This window comes from Algibacter lectus (assembly GCF_900112395.1).
GTDB lineage: Bacteria > Bacteroidota > Bacteroidia > Flavobacteriales > Flavobacteriaceae > Algibacter > Algibacter lectus.
The window spans coordinates 398,455-415,045 of the sequence record NZ_FOLN01000001.1; the positions used below are offsets into that span (position 1 = coordinate 398,455).

The 16,591-nt window shown below is 31.1% G+C and carries 12 protein-coding genes; 2 read left to right on the forward strand and 10 right to left on the reverse strand.

Annotation, left to right across the window (positions count from 1 at the left end; translation table 11 throughout):
* Positions 1-7: 7 nt before the first annotated feature.
* The 7 genes from BM246_RS01455 to BM246_RS01490 form a co-directional block, all read right to left on the reverse strand.
* Positions 8-1,402, reverse strand: a complete 1,395-nt coding sequence (locus BM246_RS01455; protein WP_074935476.1) for an RNA-binding domain-containing protein — start codon at positions 1,400-1,402, stop codon at positions 8-10.
* A gap of 41 nt (positions 1,403-1,443) precedes the next feature.
* Positions 1,444-3,039 carry a type IV secretory system conjugative DNA transfer family protein gene (locus BM246_RS01460; protein WP_074935477.1) on the reverse strand — a complete coding sequence of 532 codons (1,596 nt, stop codon included), beginning with the start codon at positions 3,037-3,039 and terminating at the stop codon, positions 1,444-1,446.
* A 1-nt stretch (position 3,040) separates the two neighbouring features.
* The gene (gene mobB, locus BM246_RS01465; RefSeq protein ID WP_074935478.1) at positions 3,041-4,069 is read right to left on the reverse strand and encodes a MobB family relaxase; all 1,029 of its coding nucleotides are present in this window, start codon (positions 4,067-4,069) and stop codon (positions 3,041-3,043) included.
* A 10-nt stretch (positions 4,070-4,079) separates the two neighbouring features.
* Positions 4,080-4,466 (reverse strand): BfmA/BtgA family mobilization protein, encoded by a 387-nt coding sequence (locus BM246_RS01470; protein WP_074935479.1) that lies wholly within the window; start codon positions 4,464-4,466, stop codon positions 4,080-4,082.
* 464 nt (positions 4,467-4,930) lie between these two features.
* Positions 4,931-5,311 (reverse strand): DUF6876 family protein, encoded by a 381-nt coding sequence (locus BM246_RS01475; protein WP_074935480.1) that lies wholly within the window; start codon positions 5,309-5,311, stop codon positions 4,931-4,933.
* A gap of 77 nt (positions 5,312-5,388) precedes the next feature.
* A complete protein-coding gene (locus BM246_RS01480) occupies positions 5,389-5,742 on the reverse strand; it encodes a single-stranded DNA-binding protein (protein ID WP_074935481.1) in 354 nt (117 codons plus the stop codon).
* Positions 5,743-6,687: 945 nt separating this feature from the next.
* Complete coding sequence (locus BM246_RS01490) at positions 6,688-10,938, reverse strand: hybrid sensor histidine kinase/response regulator transcription factor (RefSeq protein WP_139221824.1); 4,251 nt, start codon at positions 10,936-10,938, stop codon at positions 6,688-6,690.
* 255 nt (positions 10,939-11,193) lie between these two features.
* Between BM246_RS01490 and BM246_RS01495 the strand changes: the two genes are divergently transcribed.
* Together BM246_RS01495 and BM246_RS01500 are read left to right on the forward strand one after the other, a co-directional pair.
* Positions 11,194-11,541 carry a hypothetical protein gene (locus BM246_RS01495; RefSeq protein WP_074935484.1) on the forward strand — a complete coding sequence of 116 codons (348 nt, stop codon included), beginning with the start codon at positions 11,194-11,196 and terminating at the stop codon, positions 11,539-11,541.
* Positions 11,542-11,568: 27 nt separating this feature from the next.
* A complete protein-coding gene (locus tag BM246_RS01500; protein ID WP_074935485.1) occupies positions 11,569-12,663 on the forward strand; it encodes a leucine-rich repeat domain-containing protein in 1,095 nt (364 codons plus the stop codon).
* Positions 12,664-12,988: 325 nt separating this feature from the next.
* Here BM246_RS01500 and BM246_RS01505 read toward each other — a convergent pair whose 3' ends face one another.
* The 3 genes from BM246_RS01505 to BM246_RS01515 form a co-directional block, all read right to left on the reverse strand.
* The gene (locus tag BM246_RS01505; RefSeq protein WP_074935486.1) at positions 12,989-14,035 is read right to left on the reverse strand and encodes a GntR family transcriptional regulator; all 1,047 of its coding nucleotides are present in this window, start codon (positions 14,033-14,035) and stop codon (positions 12,989-12,991) included.
* Between the two features lie 291 nt (positions 14,036-14,326).
* Positions 14,327-15,355 (reverse strand): class 1 fructose-bisphosphatase, encoded by a 1,029-nt coding sequence (fbp, locus tag BM246_RS01510; RefSeq protein WP_074935487.1) that lies wholly within the window; start codon positions 15,353-15,355, stop codon positions 14,327-14,329.
* Between the two features lie 49 nt (positions 15,356-15,404).
* Complete coding sequence (locus tag BM246_RS01515) at positions 15,405-16,583, reverse strand: carboxypeptidase-like regulatory domain-containing protein (RefSeq protein WP_074935752.1); 1,179 nt, start codon at positions 16,581-16,583, stop codon at positions 15,405-15,407.
* Positions 16,584-16,591 lie beyond the last annotated feature (8 nt).

The window sequence follows — 16,591 nt, forward strand, 5'->3', positions numbered from 1 at the left end:
ATGGTTTTCACAACTTTATTTCCCAATAACCTCTAGTTCCACCGATACGTTCTAAAAACCCTTTTTCTTTAAGATTATTAAGGTGTTTTTGAATAGCTGATTCGTTAATATGTAGAACTTCAGCAATACCAGAACGACTTATTCTACTATCAGATGCTATCATTTTAAGAATTTCTTTTTGTCTAAGAGTTAATTCTTCTAAAGCATCTATTTCATTATTTCTTTCTTCATCAATTACACTACCTATTTGACCACCTATTAGACCACCTTCTTGACCACCTATTAGACCAACTTCTTCATTGTCTACTTTATCATCAACTTTAGCAGTAAGTTCTTTAATAACAAAAGTCATTCTAAGAAAGTTTTCAGAAAAATTAAAACTCTCTTTACCATAGTGATCTAAAATACGTGGAATACCAGAACCCAATTGTTCTACTAACTCCAAGTCTTTAAATATCCGCATCAGTTCTTTATTACGAGGGACTGAAAACCCTTCAAAAAATTCTTGTCGACTCAATCCTTCAGGTAAACCTCCAGCAGATGTAATTTCAATTCTATCTGAAAAAATCTCAAACTTGGGCGGTACTTCATTGGTATAATCATTATGTACAAACGCATTAATAATAGCTTCACGCAATGCAATAGGGTTCCAAAGATAGCTTTGTTCTCGCTCCTTTGAAGTAATTTTTGTAGTCATTCTGTTTTCTACAGCAATTTTATCTATGACTTGTTTAGTTGCCTTTGCCAAACATTCATTACCATACTCATTGCTTTCTATTAAATCTGTCCTGTTCGTACCAGAATATTTAGCAACTTTAATAGAGGTACTATTCTTATCTGCCAAAAGATAAGCTGCATAATTATATGTGCCATCTTCAGTAAAAAGTTCTAAATTTTTAGCAAATGCGCTACCTAGTTTATAGCCTGATTCTTCATAATATATTTTCAGTTGGCTAAAAGATAAATCTTGTATAGCTGCTCTAATTTTACTTATGGAATTTCGAGTACGTTTAGAAAATAGCATATCAATCATTTTTTGAGGCATTGGTTCTGCAGCGGTTCCAATTCGCATAAAGCACCCCTTTTCACTCATACCATATTTTCTTAAATGATATGGTTTTTCTGGTCCACTTGCCACAATGATTTTTATGATATCCTTACCCTCATGTTCTTCACTAACAATATCAAATAAGCCTAATGCCGATGGTTTAATATTATTCTTTAACCGGTCTTTTATCTTTAATTGGTCGCTATCTGAATCTGCCAAACCATAAGTATTTCCTGTTTTATCGATACCTATATAGATAATGCCACCTTCACGATAGTTTAGAAAAGCAATGACTTCTTTTTCTAATCCTTCGGTAAGTTCTTGTTTGTATTCTATGCGATTGGTTTCGGTCATGGAAATTGAAATGATCTAATTAAGATATAAAGATACTGATATTAATTTTTGAATATAGACTTTACTTCTTCATAAACTCTATCAAAATTAGCTTGCAAGTCAGCTTCAGAATAGTCTTGTTGTTTTGTTGGTAATCGCTTTTCTATTTTGGGAAGCTTAAATTGTACTTTTTTATCCTTACCATCGGCAAACGTAACAAATTCACCTTGTTTTAAACGAAAAAAAACATCTGCTCTAATCTTTGCAACTTCACGTTCTCCAGTAGTGACACGTGTATCAAAATTAAGGTTATACCCCCTATTAACACTTGTGGTTTCACTTTTTACTATTTCAAAGAAACGTTCATAATATTTTGCAGTATCAGGATCGTTCACTTTTCCGAAAAATTGATAAGACAAATTACTTAAAATGGCTCGACTGGCTTTATCTCCATACATCATATCATTCTGAATTTTATCCTGCATCACATAAATTGTGGATATATCATAACTTCTTAAAGTTGCAGGAATACGATGCATATTTAACAACCGAATAGTAGGCGCTTCTTCTATCATTAAAAATGAATGATTGGAATTTCTAACACTCATTTGTTTTGTTATGGTATGAATTATAGTAGCAATTATTGGAGAATAAGCTGTTTCATATTTTGGATTATTTACCACCGAAATTATTAATGGTAGCTCTTGCCTATTTACATCTAACGAAACATCATCTCCAGAAAGCACCATAAAAATGCTTTGTGTACTTATTTTTTTAAGCGCATTTGCCAATGTACTTTTTACTCCTGCTGTTTGCTTATCAGAATCTTTACCACTAATAAATGCATCTGCCATAGCTCTAGATGTCGTATTTGTACTTAAAAAAGCAATAAGACTATCTGTGTCCAAAATTTGATAAATAGCGATAAGATGTGGTAATGTGCAATATTTAGGATATGAAGTTCTTAGTTTCCAAATTAATCCCCCTATTAAACCTTCAGCTGCATCATTAAAGAATTTACCGGCACCAGAACTACCTGATTCTTTATGCTCCAGTAGGTTTTCTATAAGCACCCTTGCTACCTCATTTACGCTTTCTTCGTTGACCATATATCTTGGAGCAATAGGATTCACGCGATCATAAATATTATCGAATGAAATCACACGAAAATCAATTTCATTCTTTTCAAATAAAGGGAATGCTATTTCTGTAAGTTCAAAATTCTTATAGTCGTGAATTACTCCAGAAAACCTATAATTACTAAAATGTAGGAGGAAATTATAAATAACACTTTCTGTTTTTCCACTACCAGCAGAACCAATTATTGAAACACCTCGTTTAACATTGTTTACCTTAAAAACCCCATGCTTTATTTTGAAATGAACTTGATACTTATTTCTAGGATCTAAGCCACTATCATCTTCATGAAGAAAAACATAGAGCACTGTATTAATTAAGAATAAAGGACATGCAAAATATAAGATTATTGAAGTCCAACTGTATAAAATAAACTGCTGTTTAAAAAGAACTCCCAAACAAATACACGTCAATATTAGATTTACTATATAAGCATACTTAATCATTTTAAAAAACAAACTAAAGAGAAGGCTGATTCCTATCAAAACCGTTATCGTAAAAGTTAATACATTTATTTCCATATTACACACCTATTGAACCGGATTTGATTGCCACATCGACGCCTCGTTTTAATGCTCTAATTGTTTTTAACGCCATCTGAGTTTGACTCGTTGGAATACTTAATATTGGAAAGCCAGATTTGGAAAGTATATTAAAAGCAATTGCTTTTTCACTTGCAGGCAAACCTAATAATGTAATGAAATACTGTTTTGGGTTTTTAATAAAATCTTTCTTCGATTTATAAGATTCTGCATAGTTGCGTTTGTAACCAAACGTTTTATCAAAAGTGTTTTCTGCTTTTGTAAAAAATGAATCTCTATCAAATCCTCGCTTTACCAGTTTTCCATTCATCATCACTTCTGAAGCCTTATATTTTGATCCTGGTGATAAACTCACAGTATTTGATGCATCCTTTCTGCTCACGATAATATGAATATGACTTTGATTACCCGATTTTTTCATCCCTTGAACAATCCGTTTTCCGTTTTGTTGGTGTGGTGCTTCAGCTTCAAGTTTGATTATTTGCGATTTCATTTTCATTATATTTCCATCCAATTGATTATTCTCTATTTTTCGAATATCACTTTTTAGCTGAAGTATTTTAGTGGCAAAAGGTTGGTTTTCTTTTACCTGTTTATCTGTGCCCTTAAATGTTCTTTGATGTTCAATTTTTGCAAAATATTTTATGTTGTCAACGGTTATCGGCTTACCATTAATCTCTCTATTAAAAGACCTGGCATAATCATGCATTATTGCTCTAGTATATTTTTTTAAATCTTCGGAATTGTTTTTCAGTTTACTTAATTCATATTTACTAGGACTAACAGTAATTGAATAAAATTTTGGTTCTTTCTTTTTGAGTTTTGCAGTATTACCATCGATTTCCTTGACCACATCTTTGGCTTCAATTTCATCTCCATATTGATTAAAAAAAAGCTCCAAGTCTTCTTGCTCTAAACCTTGATTCTCCTTCTCTAAATACTCAGCAAAATCCGCAGAACTTTGTGAATAATTCCCACCTAATTTTTGAGCCGTGATTGTGATATACATAATTCTATAATTAAGTATTAGTATCTGGTTTTTCTACAAACTGTACTTTCTTTTCTTTGACTTCCTTTTCCAAAATGAGTTTCTTTTCTTTAGGTTCAAACTCCATAAACAAAGATTGCAACATGGCCGTTGTAGGCTTATCGTGATTTTTCTCAATGTCTTTTATAATAGCTATTACTGCGTTAATTCGTTTCTTAATTTCACTCTCCAATGTTTGCATATTTGGACCTAAAGTTTCATTTGGCGAAATACCATTATCCTCAAAAAAATCAAGCATCAAAAGCAGTGTCATAGATTGAGATTTTGATAACTTTTTACAAAACCCTCGAAAACGCTCTGCTACTGAAGCTTTAATTCCAAGCTTCTCAAATCGCTCTTTTTCAAATCCTTTATCCATTTTTTCTGAAAAAATTTGTCGTTTTTATTGGGTTGCGAAGGTTTTTTCAGAAAAACTGATGCTGAAATTTTATTAACTAAAACCTTCAATCTCTCTAAACTACTGATTTCACTAGTGAATTATGAAAACGAAAAATTGAAACATCGCGCTAGCGTGTTACCCTCTTGCTATTCCTTTTCGTCCAGCTTCGCTGGACAAAAAAAATACCATTACATCCAAAAATGTAATGGCTTTTACTCGAATACGAATTGAAATTATTTTTTTTAAGAATGTTTCAACTCAAGTTTAAAAGTATCGTTAGAAATCCTCGAAATTTATTGCAGAATCTAAAATAACAGAACAAAAAAAGACCTTTAAAAAATTAAAGGCCCTGATTTTAAATTAGATTTAAAGTTTTAAACATAGTTGTAAGAATACTACCTCTTAGAGTTTCTACTTCCAAAAGATATTCCATAACCCTTTTTTTAATATTCACTCGGAAGCATTAGCGTATTATCTACAAAAAATAATCGCAATTCATCCAAAGGAAAATCGGTTACATTATATCTATGCGTTTCAAAAATTTTATCATTCCCATCACTATAATTAATGATAGCTTCACATTGCTTTTCTAACCGTTCTTTTTCAGAAAGTCTTTTAAAATCAATGGTAATAAAAGAGCTTCGCTTTGATAAACTTTTTGCTATCACTGAAGCATCTGTAATCAACCAATAGCATTCTGCCTCTTTGGCTAAATATTGTAACCCATCGGTAAAACAAGTTCCAATTAATGGGATTTTAAAGAACATTTCTGTACCACAAAAATGTTGCAAATCGGCTTTTATTTTTTTAACTTTATCATTCATTGTATTTCTATTTAATAAGATTAATAATGAAAAAGAGAGCGCCACTTTCCACAGGAACGCTCTCTTTTAATTTCTAACTACTCAGTAGCGTCATCGCCTTTAATTCCCAAAAGCAAAATTTCATCTACGACCACTTCGGTAACGTATCTTTTTTCTCCGGCTGCGGTTTCATAAGCCCGGGAAGTTAATTTCCCTTCTAAGGCTACTTCTTTCCCTTTGCCAACGTATTTCCCAACGATTTCGGCAATCTTTCCCCATGCTACAATATTGTGCCACTGGGTGTCTTGTTGCTTCTCTCCTTCTGAATCTTTATAAAATTCATTTGTAGCCATTGAAAATTTAGCAACTTTCTTTCCACTTTCAAGGTTAGTGATTTCTGGCGCGTTTCCTACGTTGCCAATTAACTGTACTTTGTTTTTTAGAGTACTCATAATTAAAAAATTTAAAGATTAATATTGACCTATCTGAACCCTTCAGAAAGGCTTTGTTATTGATTTACTTATTATATCCAGAGCGTTTTCCTTCTTTTGTTTATTTAACTTTTGTTTCGCTTCCTTTTTATTGATTTTGTAAAATTTCATAAGATTCATTTTAGATTTACTTCCCATAGAGCCACCGCTGTTACCTTCTTTTTGTTGCTTAGTTTTTTCGATATTCAGCTTTGTGAAGACATATAAAAAGTGCGAGAGTAGCCTGCGCTGAGCGCAGTCGAAGTGAGCCTGGTTATGCTGTCGTTCAAAACTGAATGTTGTTATTTTGCTGTCAAAAAAAGGTATAGCAGTTGTGTCTCAGGATGTGAATCTAAATGCTTTGTGAAATACCAAATCATAGGAAGTGGAACAAAATGACAAATACGTCTATCCTGTTAAGCGGACTTGATTCACGCTTTTTACTTGAAAATGAAGTGTTACTTTCCAGCGGAGCGGAAAGGATAAACGTAATGAAAAGTCAAAAGAGAGGATTATGGCCAAGACTTTTTAATGAAGGGCTTTTCTCGAAATGAAGTTTTTACGGAATGTAGGGGAATGTGCTGGAATGGTTATTGATGAAAATTGCTGTTTTAAAGTGAATTTTGAATCAATGTTAAATTTTATCTCCAAATCCTAACTCTAAATTCTGTTACAGCCATACAAAATCAATAAAAAAACAGACCATTAAAAAAATAAAAGATGAAACATACTCATAATAAAACATCCCTAATCTGATTAGATCAATTACAAGAGTTACTCGAAATAATAGCAAAATTGTTAATCATACCATTAGTTTCCTTACCATAGCCTCCTTAATTCATTAATTTAAAGAACTACTTTCCAAACTATAATGATGTAAGATATAAAACAATATCCTTTCTGCTAAATTCATTCTAAAATCTATATTTAGCTTTTATCCCTGAAAAATTTAAGAAATTCACTAGGCGTTTTTTTAAATTGTTTTTTAAAACAAGTTCTAAAATATTTAGGATCTGAAAAACCAACCATAAAAACGATTTCTGTTATTGAATAGCGCCCAGACTTAATAAGGTTTGCTGCTCGCTTTATTCTAATAGTTCTAATAAACTCTGTTGTTGACACCCCAGTAATTGACTTAATTTTATTAAAAAGCGCAGAGCGACTCATACCCATATCTGACGCAAATTTTTCTGAAGAATAACCGGAATTGTCAATATTTTTCTTAATTATTTTTAAACATTTTTTTAAAAACTCTTTATCTAATTTACTGGATAATTCTTTCCAAGAAGAGGACGTAGACTTTGTTTTAAATTTTTCTGCCCATTGTTGTTTTGTTCTTAAAATATTATTAACACGAAGTCTTAATACTTCCATATTAAATGGTTTTAAAACAAATTCATCTGCACCTGTTCCCAAGCCTTCTTTTTCGTTTTCTATACCCGCTTTAGCAGTGAGTATTATCACTGGAATATGGCTAGTTGTTAAATTATTTTTAATTTTTTTACACATTTCTATGCCTGTCATTTTAGGCATCATTAAGTCTGAAATAATTAAATCGGGGGCCAAATCTAGAGCTATTTTTAATCCCTCTTCTCCATTTGAAGCGGTTAATACTTTATAGAAATTTTGAAAGTATTCAAATAAATATTCCCTTAGATCCTTATTGTCTTCTACTACCAAAATAGTTTGAGTTCGTTTATCGTGTTTCACCGTTTTAATCACCTTAGACGACTCTGTAAGCATGTCTTTAAAATCCTTAACTTCATTCTTTACAAAACTAAAATCATATTGTTTTGGTTGCAATTCCAGTATAGAATCTACTTCATAATCCTCCTTAGAAATAGGAAAAGCAACAGACACTGTGGTTCCTTTTTCAATAACACTATCGATACTAATTTTTCCTTTATGAATTTCAGTAAGTCTTCTTGTATACGCTAGCCCTAACCCAGACCCAACTTGTATAGCATTACTTTCCTTATTAACTTGATAAAACCTTTCGAAAATACCTGATAGTTCCTCTTGAGGTATCCCTATACCCTGATCCACAACCTTAATAACAGCATCCATTCTATTATTAATAATTTCTGTTTCTAAGATTAACTCAATGCTTTTATTTGGGGCCGTAAATTTAAAGGCATTGGATAATAGGTTATATATTATCTTTTCAATTTTATCGTTATCAAACCATGCATCAATAAAACTTTCGCTTGATTTAAAAGTAAATTTTATTTGTCTTTCTTTAGCTATTTCTTGAAAAGCACGATGTATTTCTTCCAAAAAGCTTACCAAATCGCTCTGCTCTACTACTAAATTTATATTACTAGATTCTGCTTTCCTAAAATCAAGCAATTGATTGATTAAGCGTAACAAACGTGTTGAATTTTTATACATTATAGCGTTTAAACGCTGCAAATATTCTACATCATTACTCCCTTTCATAATCTGCTCAAGTGGCCCAATGATTAAAGTTAATGGTGTTCTTAATTCGTGAGAAATATTGGTAAAAAAACGAAGTTTCATTTGGTTTATTTCTTCAGACTTTTCATAAAGCGCACTATCTAATTTAAGTTTATTTTTTAGTTGCACTTGATGTAAACGCACCTTAAAAACAACATATATAATTAATATACTAACTCCTATAAAAGTGATAATAGCTAATTTTGTAAAATACCATGGAGGAGCAATTGTAATGGCAATTTCTTTAGGGGAATCACTCCAAACACCCGAGCTATTTGAACCGTAAACCTTAAAAACATAATTACCTGGAGGTATGTTTGTATAAGATGCAAATTTACGTTCCCGAATTACAGAAGCCTGTGATTTATCTTCAAACCCTTCCAAAATAAATTTATATCTATTTTTTTTGGGGCTAGAAAAATGCATACTCGAAAAAACAAATTCAAAAGAATTCAAATTATAAGGTAACGCTATTTTTTTGGTATCATTTATACCTGACGTCAATAGAATTTGTCCATCAACTTTTTGATTAACCTGAACAGATTCATTAAAAAGTTTAAAATCGGTAATCGTTATCTGTGGCTTTTTAGTATTAACCGTTAAATTATTTGGCTGAAAAAATGTAAAACCATTAACACCCCCGCAAAGCATTGTTCCAGAAGATGTAAACTCCATAGCATTTCCCATAAATTGGTCTACATTAAATCCATCTTTTCTTTCGAAATGTATAAAAGCACCGGTAGTAGGATTTAATTTTGAAATTTGCCTAATATGCATTAACCATATATTTCCTTCAAAATCTTCTCTTATTTGTGATACCACATCATTTGGTAAACCATTTTCCACGTTATAACGAGTAAACTCGACCTTGCCCGTATTTGAATAACTTAAGCGATTTAAACCGCCGCCATAAGTTCCAATATAAAGATCCCCGTTTTTAGCTTGATGAATATCGAGTATATGATCGCTACTTAAAGTATTATTATCTAAGGGATGATTAAAAAATTTCTCGAAAGTTACATTTCCCGATTTAGAACGTTTCAATTTATTAAGGCCCTTAATGGTTCCTATCCAAAGATTTCCATGGTTATCCTCTACGATATCGGTTATATTATTATTAGATAAACTTGTAGAATCTCTACTCGACATTCTATAGTTCACGGTTTGATAGGCATTATTTGCTTTATTAAAAACTAGTTTCATCAAGCCATTTTCCCATGCCCCAAACCAAATAGCCCCGTTTCTATCTTCTTCTATTGCAAAAACACGACTATTTATTTTATTACCAAGGTTGTCTTTTATGTCCTCTATTTCTTTAATTTTATACTGTTGAGATGGCTCTTCAAATTCAATCTTAAATAAACCATTTAAGGCGCCCACCCAAATAGCCCCTTCTTTATCACTCATTAATCGCTTAACTTCTGGCAAAGCAGATGGCTTATTTATTTTCTCTTTATTAATTGAAGAACTATATATTATGGGGGTTTTAGGTTTAGTTACTGTCTCATCCTTTAAAGTGCTTTTATGAAAAGCTTTAATTATACCGTCTCTAGTACCTATCCAAATATTTTCTTTAAGATCTTCACACATAGATACTATCGGCGATCTGAACAACTCCAAGGATTGATTAGAATTTAAATATTCGGTAGAATTGTAAAACGTGTGGCTATCTAAATCCATTTTATACAACCCAAAATCTAAAGTACATAGCCAAACTATATTAGAATTATCAATAAAGATGTCTCGGATATCCTGACTACCTATCAAGGATTTTAATTGATTATTTCTAGATAGGTCATTAATTACTCCAGATTCGGTATCAAAATTCAGAAGTAATTTATTACCCGCAATCCATATTCTGCCTTCGTTATCACTGCATATACTTACACCCCGAACAACTTCCGATTCATCGTAGTTTATTGTTGAATATAGTTCTATTTTTTCGGATGCGGTAACCTTAAAATCTGCATCAACTTTTAATTTTAATAGCTCAAGTTTATTATTAATAATCCAAATGGTATTCTTTGGATATTCCAACATATCCAACACAACAGTCCCCTTAGTAAATGAGGCATCTGTATAATTGGTAGATTCAATACTTAATTGCGGTGTTTGACCGTCTCTAATTATATCAACTTGATGTAACTTTACTTTTTGATTTGGTGTAAAAAACCAATATTTATCATTTTTAGAAGGAATTATATTTTGAATATTTAAGTTTAAGCCTCCATATTTACTTAAAAAAAACTCATATTCTAATTTCCCTTGATCATCTATTTCAAAAAATTTTATTCCATTATAATCATTAATAAAGAAAATACCAGATTTCGATTGTTGAATACTAACTTTCCCTTCATACCGAGGCTCTCCTCTTCCTTTAAAATAAACATCAACTTCATCTGTATTTGGGTTTATTCTGTTCAAGCCCTCACCTGTTCCTACCCAAACATAACCTGCTTTATCTTCAAACAACTTATACACTACATTACTACTAAGCCCCTTATTATTAATACCATAATGATATTGTTTCATAGAGTAACCATCATATTTATTCACTCCATTTAAAGTGCCAAACCACAAATACCCTCCTTTATCCTGTATAATACTTGTTACAGAGTTATGAGATAAGCCTTCTTCGCCGGCTATCTGGTTTAACCGCCATTGTGAAAACATGGATGAATACAGAAATAAGAAAGGAATGAGAAAAGTAAATTTCTTCAATTTTTTATTGATATTTTAAAATTAAACAACTGTGCTAAATTTAGGTATAAATTAATACCAAAGTATCCTGTAAAGAGAAAATTATCCAAACTGATGTAACTAACAAGCACGACAAAACCTACGCAACCAACTATAATTAAAACACATACTAACAAAATAATCTTTATTATCACAGAAACAACAGGATGGTATTTTGGGGTTTTGAATGTATTATTGCTTAATAACACACAGTATATTAATTCAAAACTCTTTATTATGAAAAAATATTTAAAAGTATTATTATCTCTTTATTTCTTATTTGGCATGTCAATTATGGTCAATGCACAATCTCCAAATGATGAGCAATCAAGAAAAGGTGCTGCTAGGTTTGTTCAAAACTTAGAAAAAGAAATCACATTAACAACAGAGGAGATCGAAAAAATCAAAGAATTTAAGTTTGTTCACATATCTAACTTAAAGCAAGTTAACCAAAAATATAAAGAGACTCCAGAATTTAAAGCTAAAAGACAAGAAGCAACCAAAATATACAATAGAGCTTTAGTTAAAGCTTTTGGTAATGAACGAGCTAAAGAAATTATCAAAGCAAGTAAGAAAAAAAAATAATTATCAATTAATCTAAAACTATTTATTATGAAAAAACAATTACTATTCATTGCCGCACTAGTAATGTGCGTAACACAATCTTTTGCACAAGACTTTGTTGCTGGAAATTTAAACTTTTCTATTCAAACGAACGGTACCGAAGTAAGTTGCAAGGGTTTTGTTGCTGGAATGGAATCTGCCTCATTAGTTATTCCAGAAAAAGTAACTGACCCAGCTACTAGTACAGAATACAACGTTGCCGTTATTGCAGGTGGTGCCTTTTATAATAATACTGGGATCAACGACCAAATTATCACTTCTATTTCGTTACCTGGAAGTATAAAGCTTGTAGGGGTTAATGCGTTTAGAGAACTGCTTAATTTAACTACAGTGACTTTTGCTCCTTCTACTGTTGATGTTTCTTTATTAAGATTTGAAGATGCTATTTTTTGGGGCTGTACCAGCCTTACCAGTATTGATTTAACAGGAACAAACATTAATTTTGGACGTGGTATAGGAACTCCAGCTAGTAAATCAGGTAGGAATTTATTTAGAGATTGTACTAGTTTAACATCTTTTACACTTAAAAACAATACCCTAACAAGTAGAGTATATACAGGTGCATTTAGTGGTTGTACAAGTTTAGAAACTGTTGATTTCTCAGGTACTGCAATTACAACGTTTAGTCCTAATGCATTTCTTAATTGTACTGCTTTAAAAACTTTATACTTAGGTGCAGATGCGGCTCCAAATACCGTAAATGCAACTGCTTTTGGTGGTATTACTGCTCCAATTTCTGGGGGTCAATTATTTGTGCCAACTGCTACTGGGGTAACTAATTATACAGACGCTACTAATTTTGAATGGGAATCTTATTTCACTATTCTATCAGGTACTACTTTATCAACTGATCGCATAGTATCTGCATCTAACTTTAAGTTATATCCTAACCCAGCAACAAAGAGTATTAGTGTATCTAAAGCCGTAGTTTCTGCAAAAATATATAGTATGTTAGGTAAAGAAATCAAAACATTTACTAATCAAAAAGAATTTGATGTTTCTAACTTATCAAAAGGTGTTTACCTTTTTAAAGCTAAGTTTGAAAACAATACGACAGAAACTATTCGCTTTGTAAAGCAATAACATTCATTTTTGCTTTTGCTTTTGCTTTTGCTTTTGCTTTTGCTTTTGCTTTTGCTTTTGCTTAAAGCTAAAAATATTAGATAAACAATAAGGCTCATAGGTTTTAAAATCCTATGAGCCTTTTGTATTACAATAACTTAATGTGTAATATTGATATAAGTAACTCTATGTATGCCATTTAACCAAATTTATAAAACAAGACCATGCTTATTTCAATAAAATTTTAATTCAATATTATAGAAAAAAATATAAATTAAAACAAAGCCAATAAAATAATGAAGATCGAAACTGATTGCCATAAATATATTCACTTAGTGTTTATTATTTAAATTGAATCTCTATCAATAAAATTAAAAGGTACTTTAAACCTCCCTCTCTCCTTGTTTAAAATCATTTTAGCTGCTGTTTCTCCCATAATATCAAAATCTGTAGATACAACTGAAATTCCAAAAAGAGACTTTAAAGGAGTGTCATTGTAAGAAATAACGCCAACATCTTCTCCTAGCACATATTCTTGTTCTCTAGCCTGTGTTATAAAATTTACTAAATCAGACTCCTCAATGATTATAAATAAATCATCCTTTTTCATTATGATATCATCATAAATCTCATCCAACACTTCAAAATCAAATTGATATTCTCCACAAAATTTTCCAATGCCACGCCAAATTCTTCTTGGATAAGGATAAACAGATTCTCTGGGATATACAAGCACTACTCTCTTGTACTTGGATAATTTTTGAATCCCAAGCTTTAAAGCTGTATAAACATCATTCTCAAAATCTTGATAAACCGTAATAATCTGATTTTCGTCACTCTCCAATGCATTATCCAATAAAATAAGCTTATTCTCTGGTATTTTTTTCAAAGCTAAAGATACCGTTTCAGTCATACTAACATGCTGAAGCTTTTCTGTTTTAAAATGAGGCATAATTACATAATAATCATAAGACGATTTATGTTTGGTTAACAAATTTAAGAATAGCGTTTCATCACAATGATAAATATGTAAATCGGTTTGAGCATTAGCCCCCATACCATTTACGAAAGAGTTATAAATTCTCATTTTATAAGAGCTCAATTTATTAACAAGAAACAAAATATTAATTTTAGAAATAAGTTTGGTTCTTGCTATATAAAATCCTTTACCTCTAATTGATGAAATAACATTACGCTCCTTTAAAATATTATACGCCTTTTCAACGGTGTCTCTAGAGACATAAAGCTCTTCACTGAAACTATTAATTGATGGAATTTTTTCATCCATTTCTAAATTTCCAATGGCAATATTATGAATTATTGATTTTACAATTTGTTGATATTTTGATTCTCTTGAATCCTCATCAATTTGAACAAAATTTGATATTTCCATAAAATTTATTTTTTTAAAGTTGAAAAAAAAACCGTTCCTAAATCTTTACATGTAATTTTATAAACTCATTTAATTTATTAATTTCTAATAAAAAAATCGGTATTCAAAATTACCTAAGAACGAAAAAAAAATCGGGGAAATATAGCTTTTATAAGAGGTGATATGTCTTCAATAACGAAAAAAACAAACACACAATAATCTGAATAACAACAAATTAAATAATTTACAAGTCAATAAAAATGAAGGCATTATAAAAAATGCTAATTTAAACAAATACACAAATTTTGAAGTTTAAGCTGTTGGTGTTTCCTCTAGCAAATATTTCTTCATACACGTTTCTGCCTTCTCAACCATAAGTCTACTGCCGCAAAAAATTGGACACCTTTGATGTAGAGTACTCGGCTTTATATCCATAATTCTTATGTAACCATCACTAGCTTTTCCACCAGCTTGTTCTGTCAAAAACGCCATAGGATTACACTCATATAATAAACGCAACTTTCCTTCTGGATTTTTAGAACTTGTAGGGTACATATAAATACCGCCATTAATTAAATTTCTGTGAAAATCTGAAACCATCGAACCTACATAGCGATAAGTATAGGGCCGGTTTCCTTCTTCTGCTTGGCAAAATTTTAAATAATCTTTTACTCCTTGAGGGAAATGGGTGTAATTACCATTGTTAATAGAAAACGTATTTCCATTTTCGGGAAAACGCATATTGGCATGCGATAAATAAAACGACCCTATGGCAGGATTTAATGTAAAGCCATTAACTCCATGTCCTGTGGTGTAAACCAACATAGTAGATGTACCATAAATTATATACCCTGCTGCTACTTGCTCATTTCCTTTTTGTAAAAAATCTTCTTTTTTTACCGGCATTCCCATAGGAGTTGATCTTCTGTAAATTGAAAAAATGGTTCCTACACTTACATTAACATCAATATTAGACGACCCATCTAATGGATCAATTAATACCACATATTTATTTCTATGTGAATTTGTTTTACCTTGAATTGTAATAAAATCCTCCTCTTCTTCACTAGTAATACCACATACTATTTCCCTGTTAATTAAGGCTGTTTTAAAAACATTGTTAGCAAAAAGATCTAATTTTTGTTGATCTTCACCTTGAATGTTAGTTTCTCCTACCGTCCCAATAATATCTACCAAACCAGCTTTTCCAACTTCATGATTTACCACTTTGGCGGCCAATCTAATTGAATTTAATAATCTTGAAAGTTCACCAGAGGAGTATTTAAAATGTTTTTGATTTTCAATGATAAACTCACCCAAAGTTATATGCTTATTCTCCATAATCAACTTAGCATTATTGCTTAAATATTATATTTATTTATTTATTTATTTATTTATTTACAGCATTAAATTGTGTTTCTATTGGCACACCATAAATAGATTCTAAATCGTTTACACTTTTTTTGTAAAATGCGGTTTCGGGAGGCAAATTAATAGTATCCCAAAAGGTAGGATTGTATTTTATATCAAAGTCTCCCATATCGCTACGCTTACTATTTATATTTTCAATATCAAATTTATTTCTATCCGAAATCACACTTAAAACTATGGCTTCATGTCTGTAAGCACATTTTACTTTTGTAGTTTTCAACTTCAAAAGTTTCCTTTTTTGTTCACTAATGGTTCCCTGAAAAGACGGGTCTCTGTTATGATAACTCAAAACTAATTTTCCATTAATATCTTTCTTATAAAGAAAAAGAGAATTTAATCTAGATAGTTCCATTTTGTAAATACCGTAAGTATCAATACCTATATAGAGCCTTATAAATTTCTTTGGATTGTCCTTTTCTTTACCTAAAATAATAACAATATCTTCACCATCATAAGAGGTATCACCTGTTTTACTCCAATCATAATCTTTTAATGAAAAACCTTGTCTTATTGGGTCTATTTGAGCCATTACAATTACGGTATGCACAGGTTGCTTTTTATTAACGAATCGATAATCGGCAGATTTTCTTTGCTCTGCAATTTCCATTTCATCAAAACTTGGTACCGTAGGCCCATAATCTAATATTTTAAGATAATGCTCTACCATAAAACGGGTTTTGCCATCTTCTACAGAAGAGCGCCTGTATATCATATTTAACTGATGTTTAGAACTTAACGTATTATATTTAACCTTTTTTACAGCATTTTTAACATACGCACTAGGATTTAAAAGTTTAACCTCAGAAAGTGATACAATATCCTCTTTTAGGACTATACTTTTCACTTTTTTATCTAAATAATCTTGAACTTTTATTTTATATGTTTTATAGCCAATACTTGAAATTTCTAAAGAATCTTGCAGGTTGCTTTTAGCCAGTGATAGTTGAAAACCACCTTCGTCATTACTTGCAGTACCCATATATTTGGAAGGTATACCTATGGCAGCATATGGCACTACCATCTTATATTCATCTATAACAACACCTTCCAGTAAAACCTCATTTTTCTGTTGGGAATAAGCATAATTTGCACCTACAAAAAGCATTGCAACCAAAAGCATTATTATATTTTTTTTCATTTCTAATT

Coding starts and splice junctions, on each gene's coding strand:
- BM246_RS01455 (WP_074935476.1), bottom strand. CDS start 1,402: ATGACCGAAACCAATCGCATAGAATACAAACAAGAACTTACCGAAGGA.
- BM246_RS01460 (WP_074935477.1), bottom strand. CDS start 3,039: ATGGAAATAAATGTATTAACTTTTACGATAACGGTTTTGATAGGAATC.
- mobB (WP_074935478.1), bottom strand. CDS start 4,069: ATGTATATCACAATCACGGCTCAAAAATTAGGTGGGAATTATTCACAA.
- BM246_RS01470 (WP_074935479.1), bottom strand. CDS start 4,466: ATGGATAAAGGATTTGAAAAAGAGCGATTTGAGAAGCTTGGAATTAAA.
- BM246_RS01475 (WP_074935480.1), bottom strand. CDS start 5,311: ATGAATGATAAAGTTAAAAAAATAAAAGCCGATTTGCAACATTTTTGT.
- BM246_RS01480 (WP_074935481.1), bottom strand. CDS start 5,742: ATGAGTACTCTAAAAAACAAAGTACAGTTAATTGGCAACGTAGGAAAC.
- BM246_RS01495 (WP_074935484.1), top strand. CDS start 11,194: ATGAAAAAATATTTAAAAGTATTATTATCTCTTTATTTCTTATTTGGC.
- BM246_RS01500 (WP_074935485.1), top strand. CDS start 11,569: ATGAAAAAACAATTACTATTCATTGCCGCACTAGTAATGTGCGTAACA.
- BM246_RS01505 (WP_074935486.1), bottom strand. CDS start 14,035: ATGGAAATATCAAATTTTGTTCAAATTGATGAGGATTCAAGAGAATCA.
- fbp (WP_074935487.1), bottom strand. CDS start 15,355: ATGGAGAATAAGCATATAACTTTGGGTGAGTTTATCATTGAAAATCAA.
- BM246_RS01515 (WP_074935752.1), bottom strand. CDS start 16,583: ATGAAAAAAAATATAATAATGCTTTTGGTTGCAATGCTTTTTGTAGGT.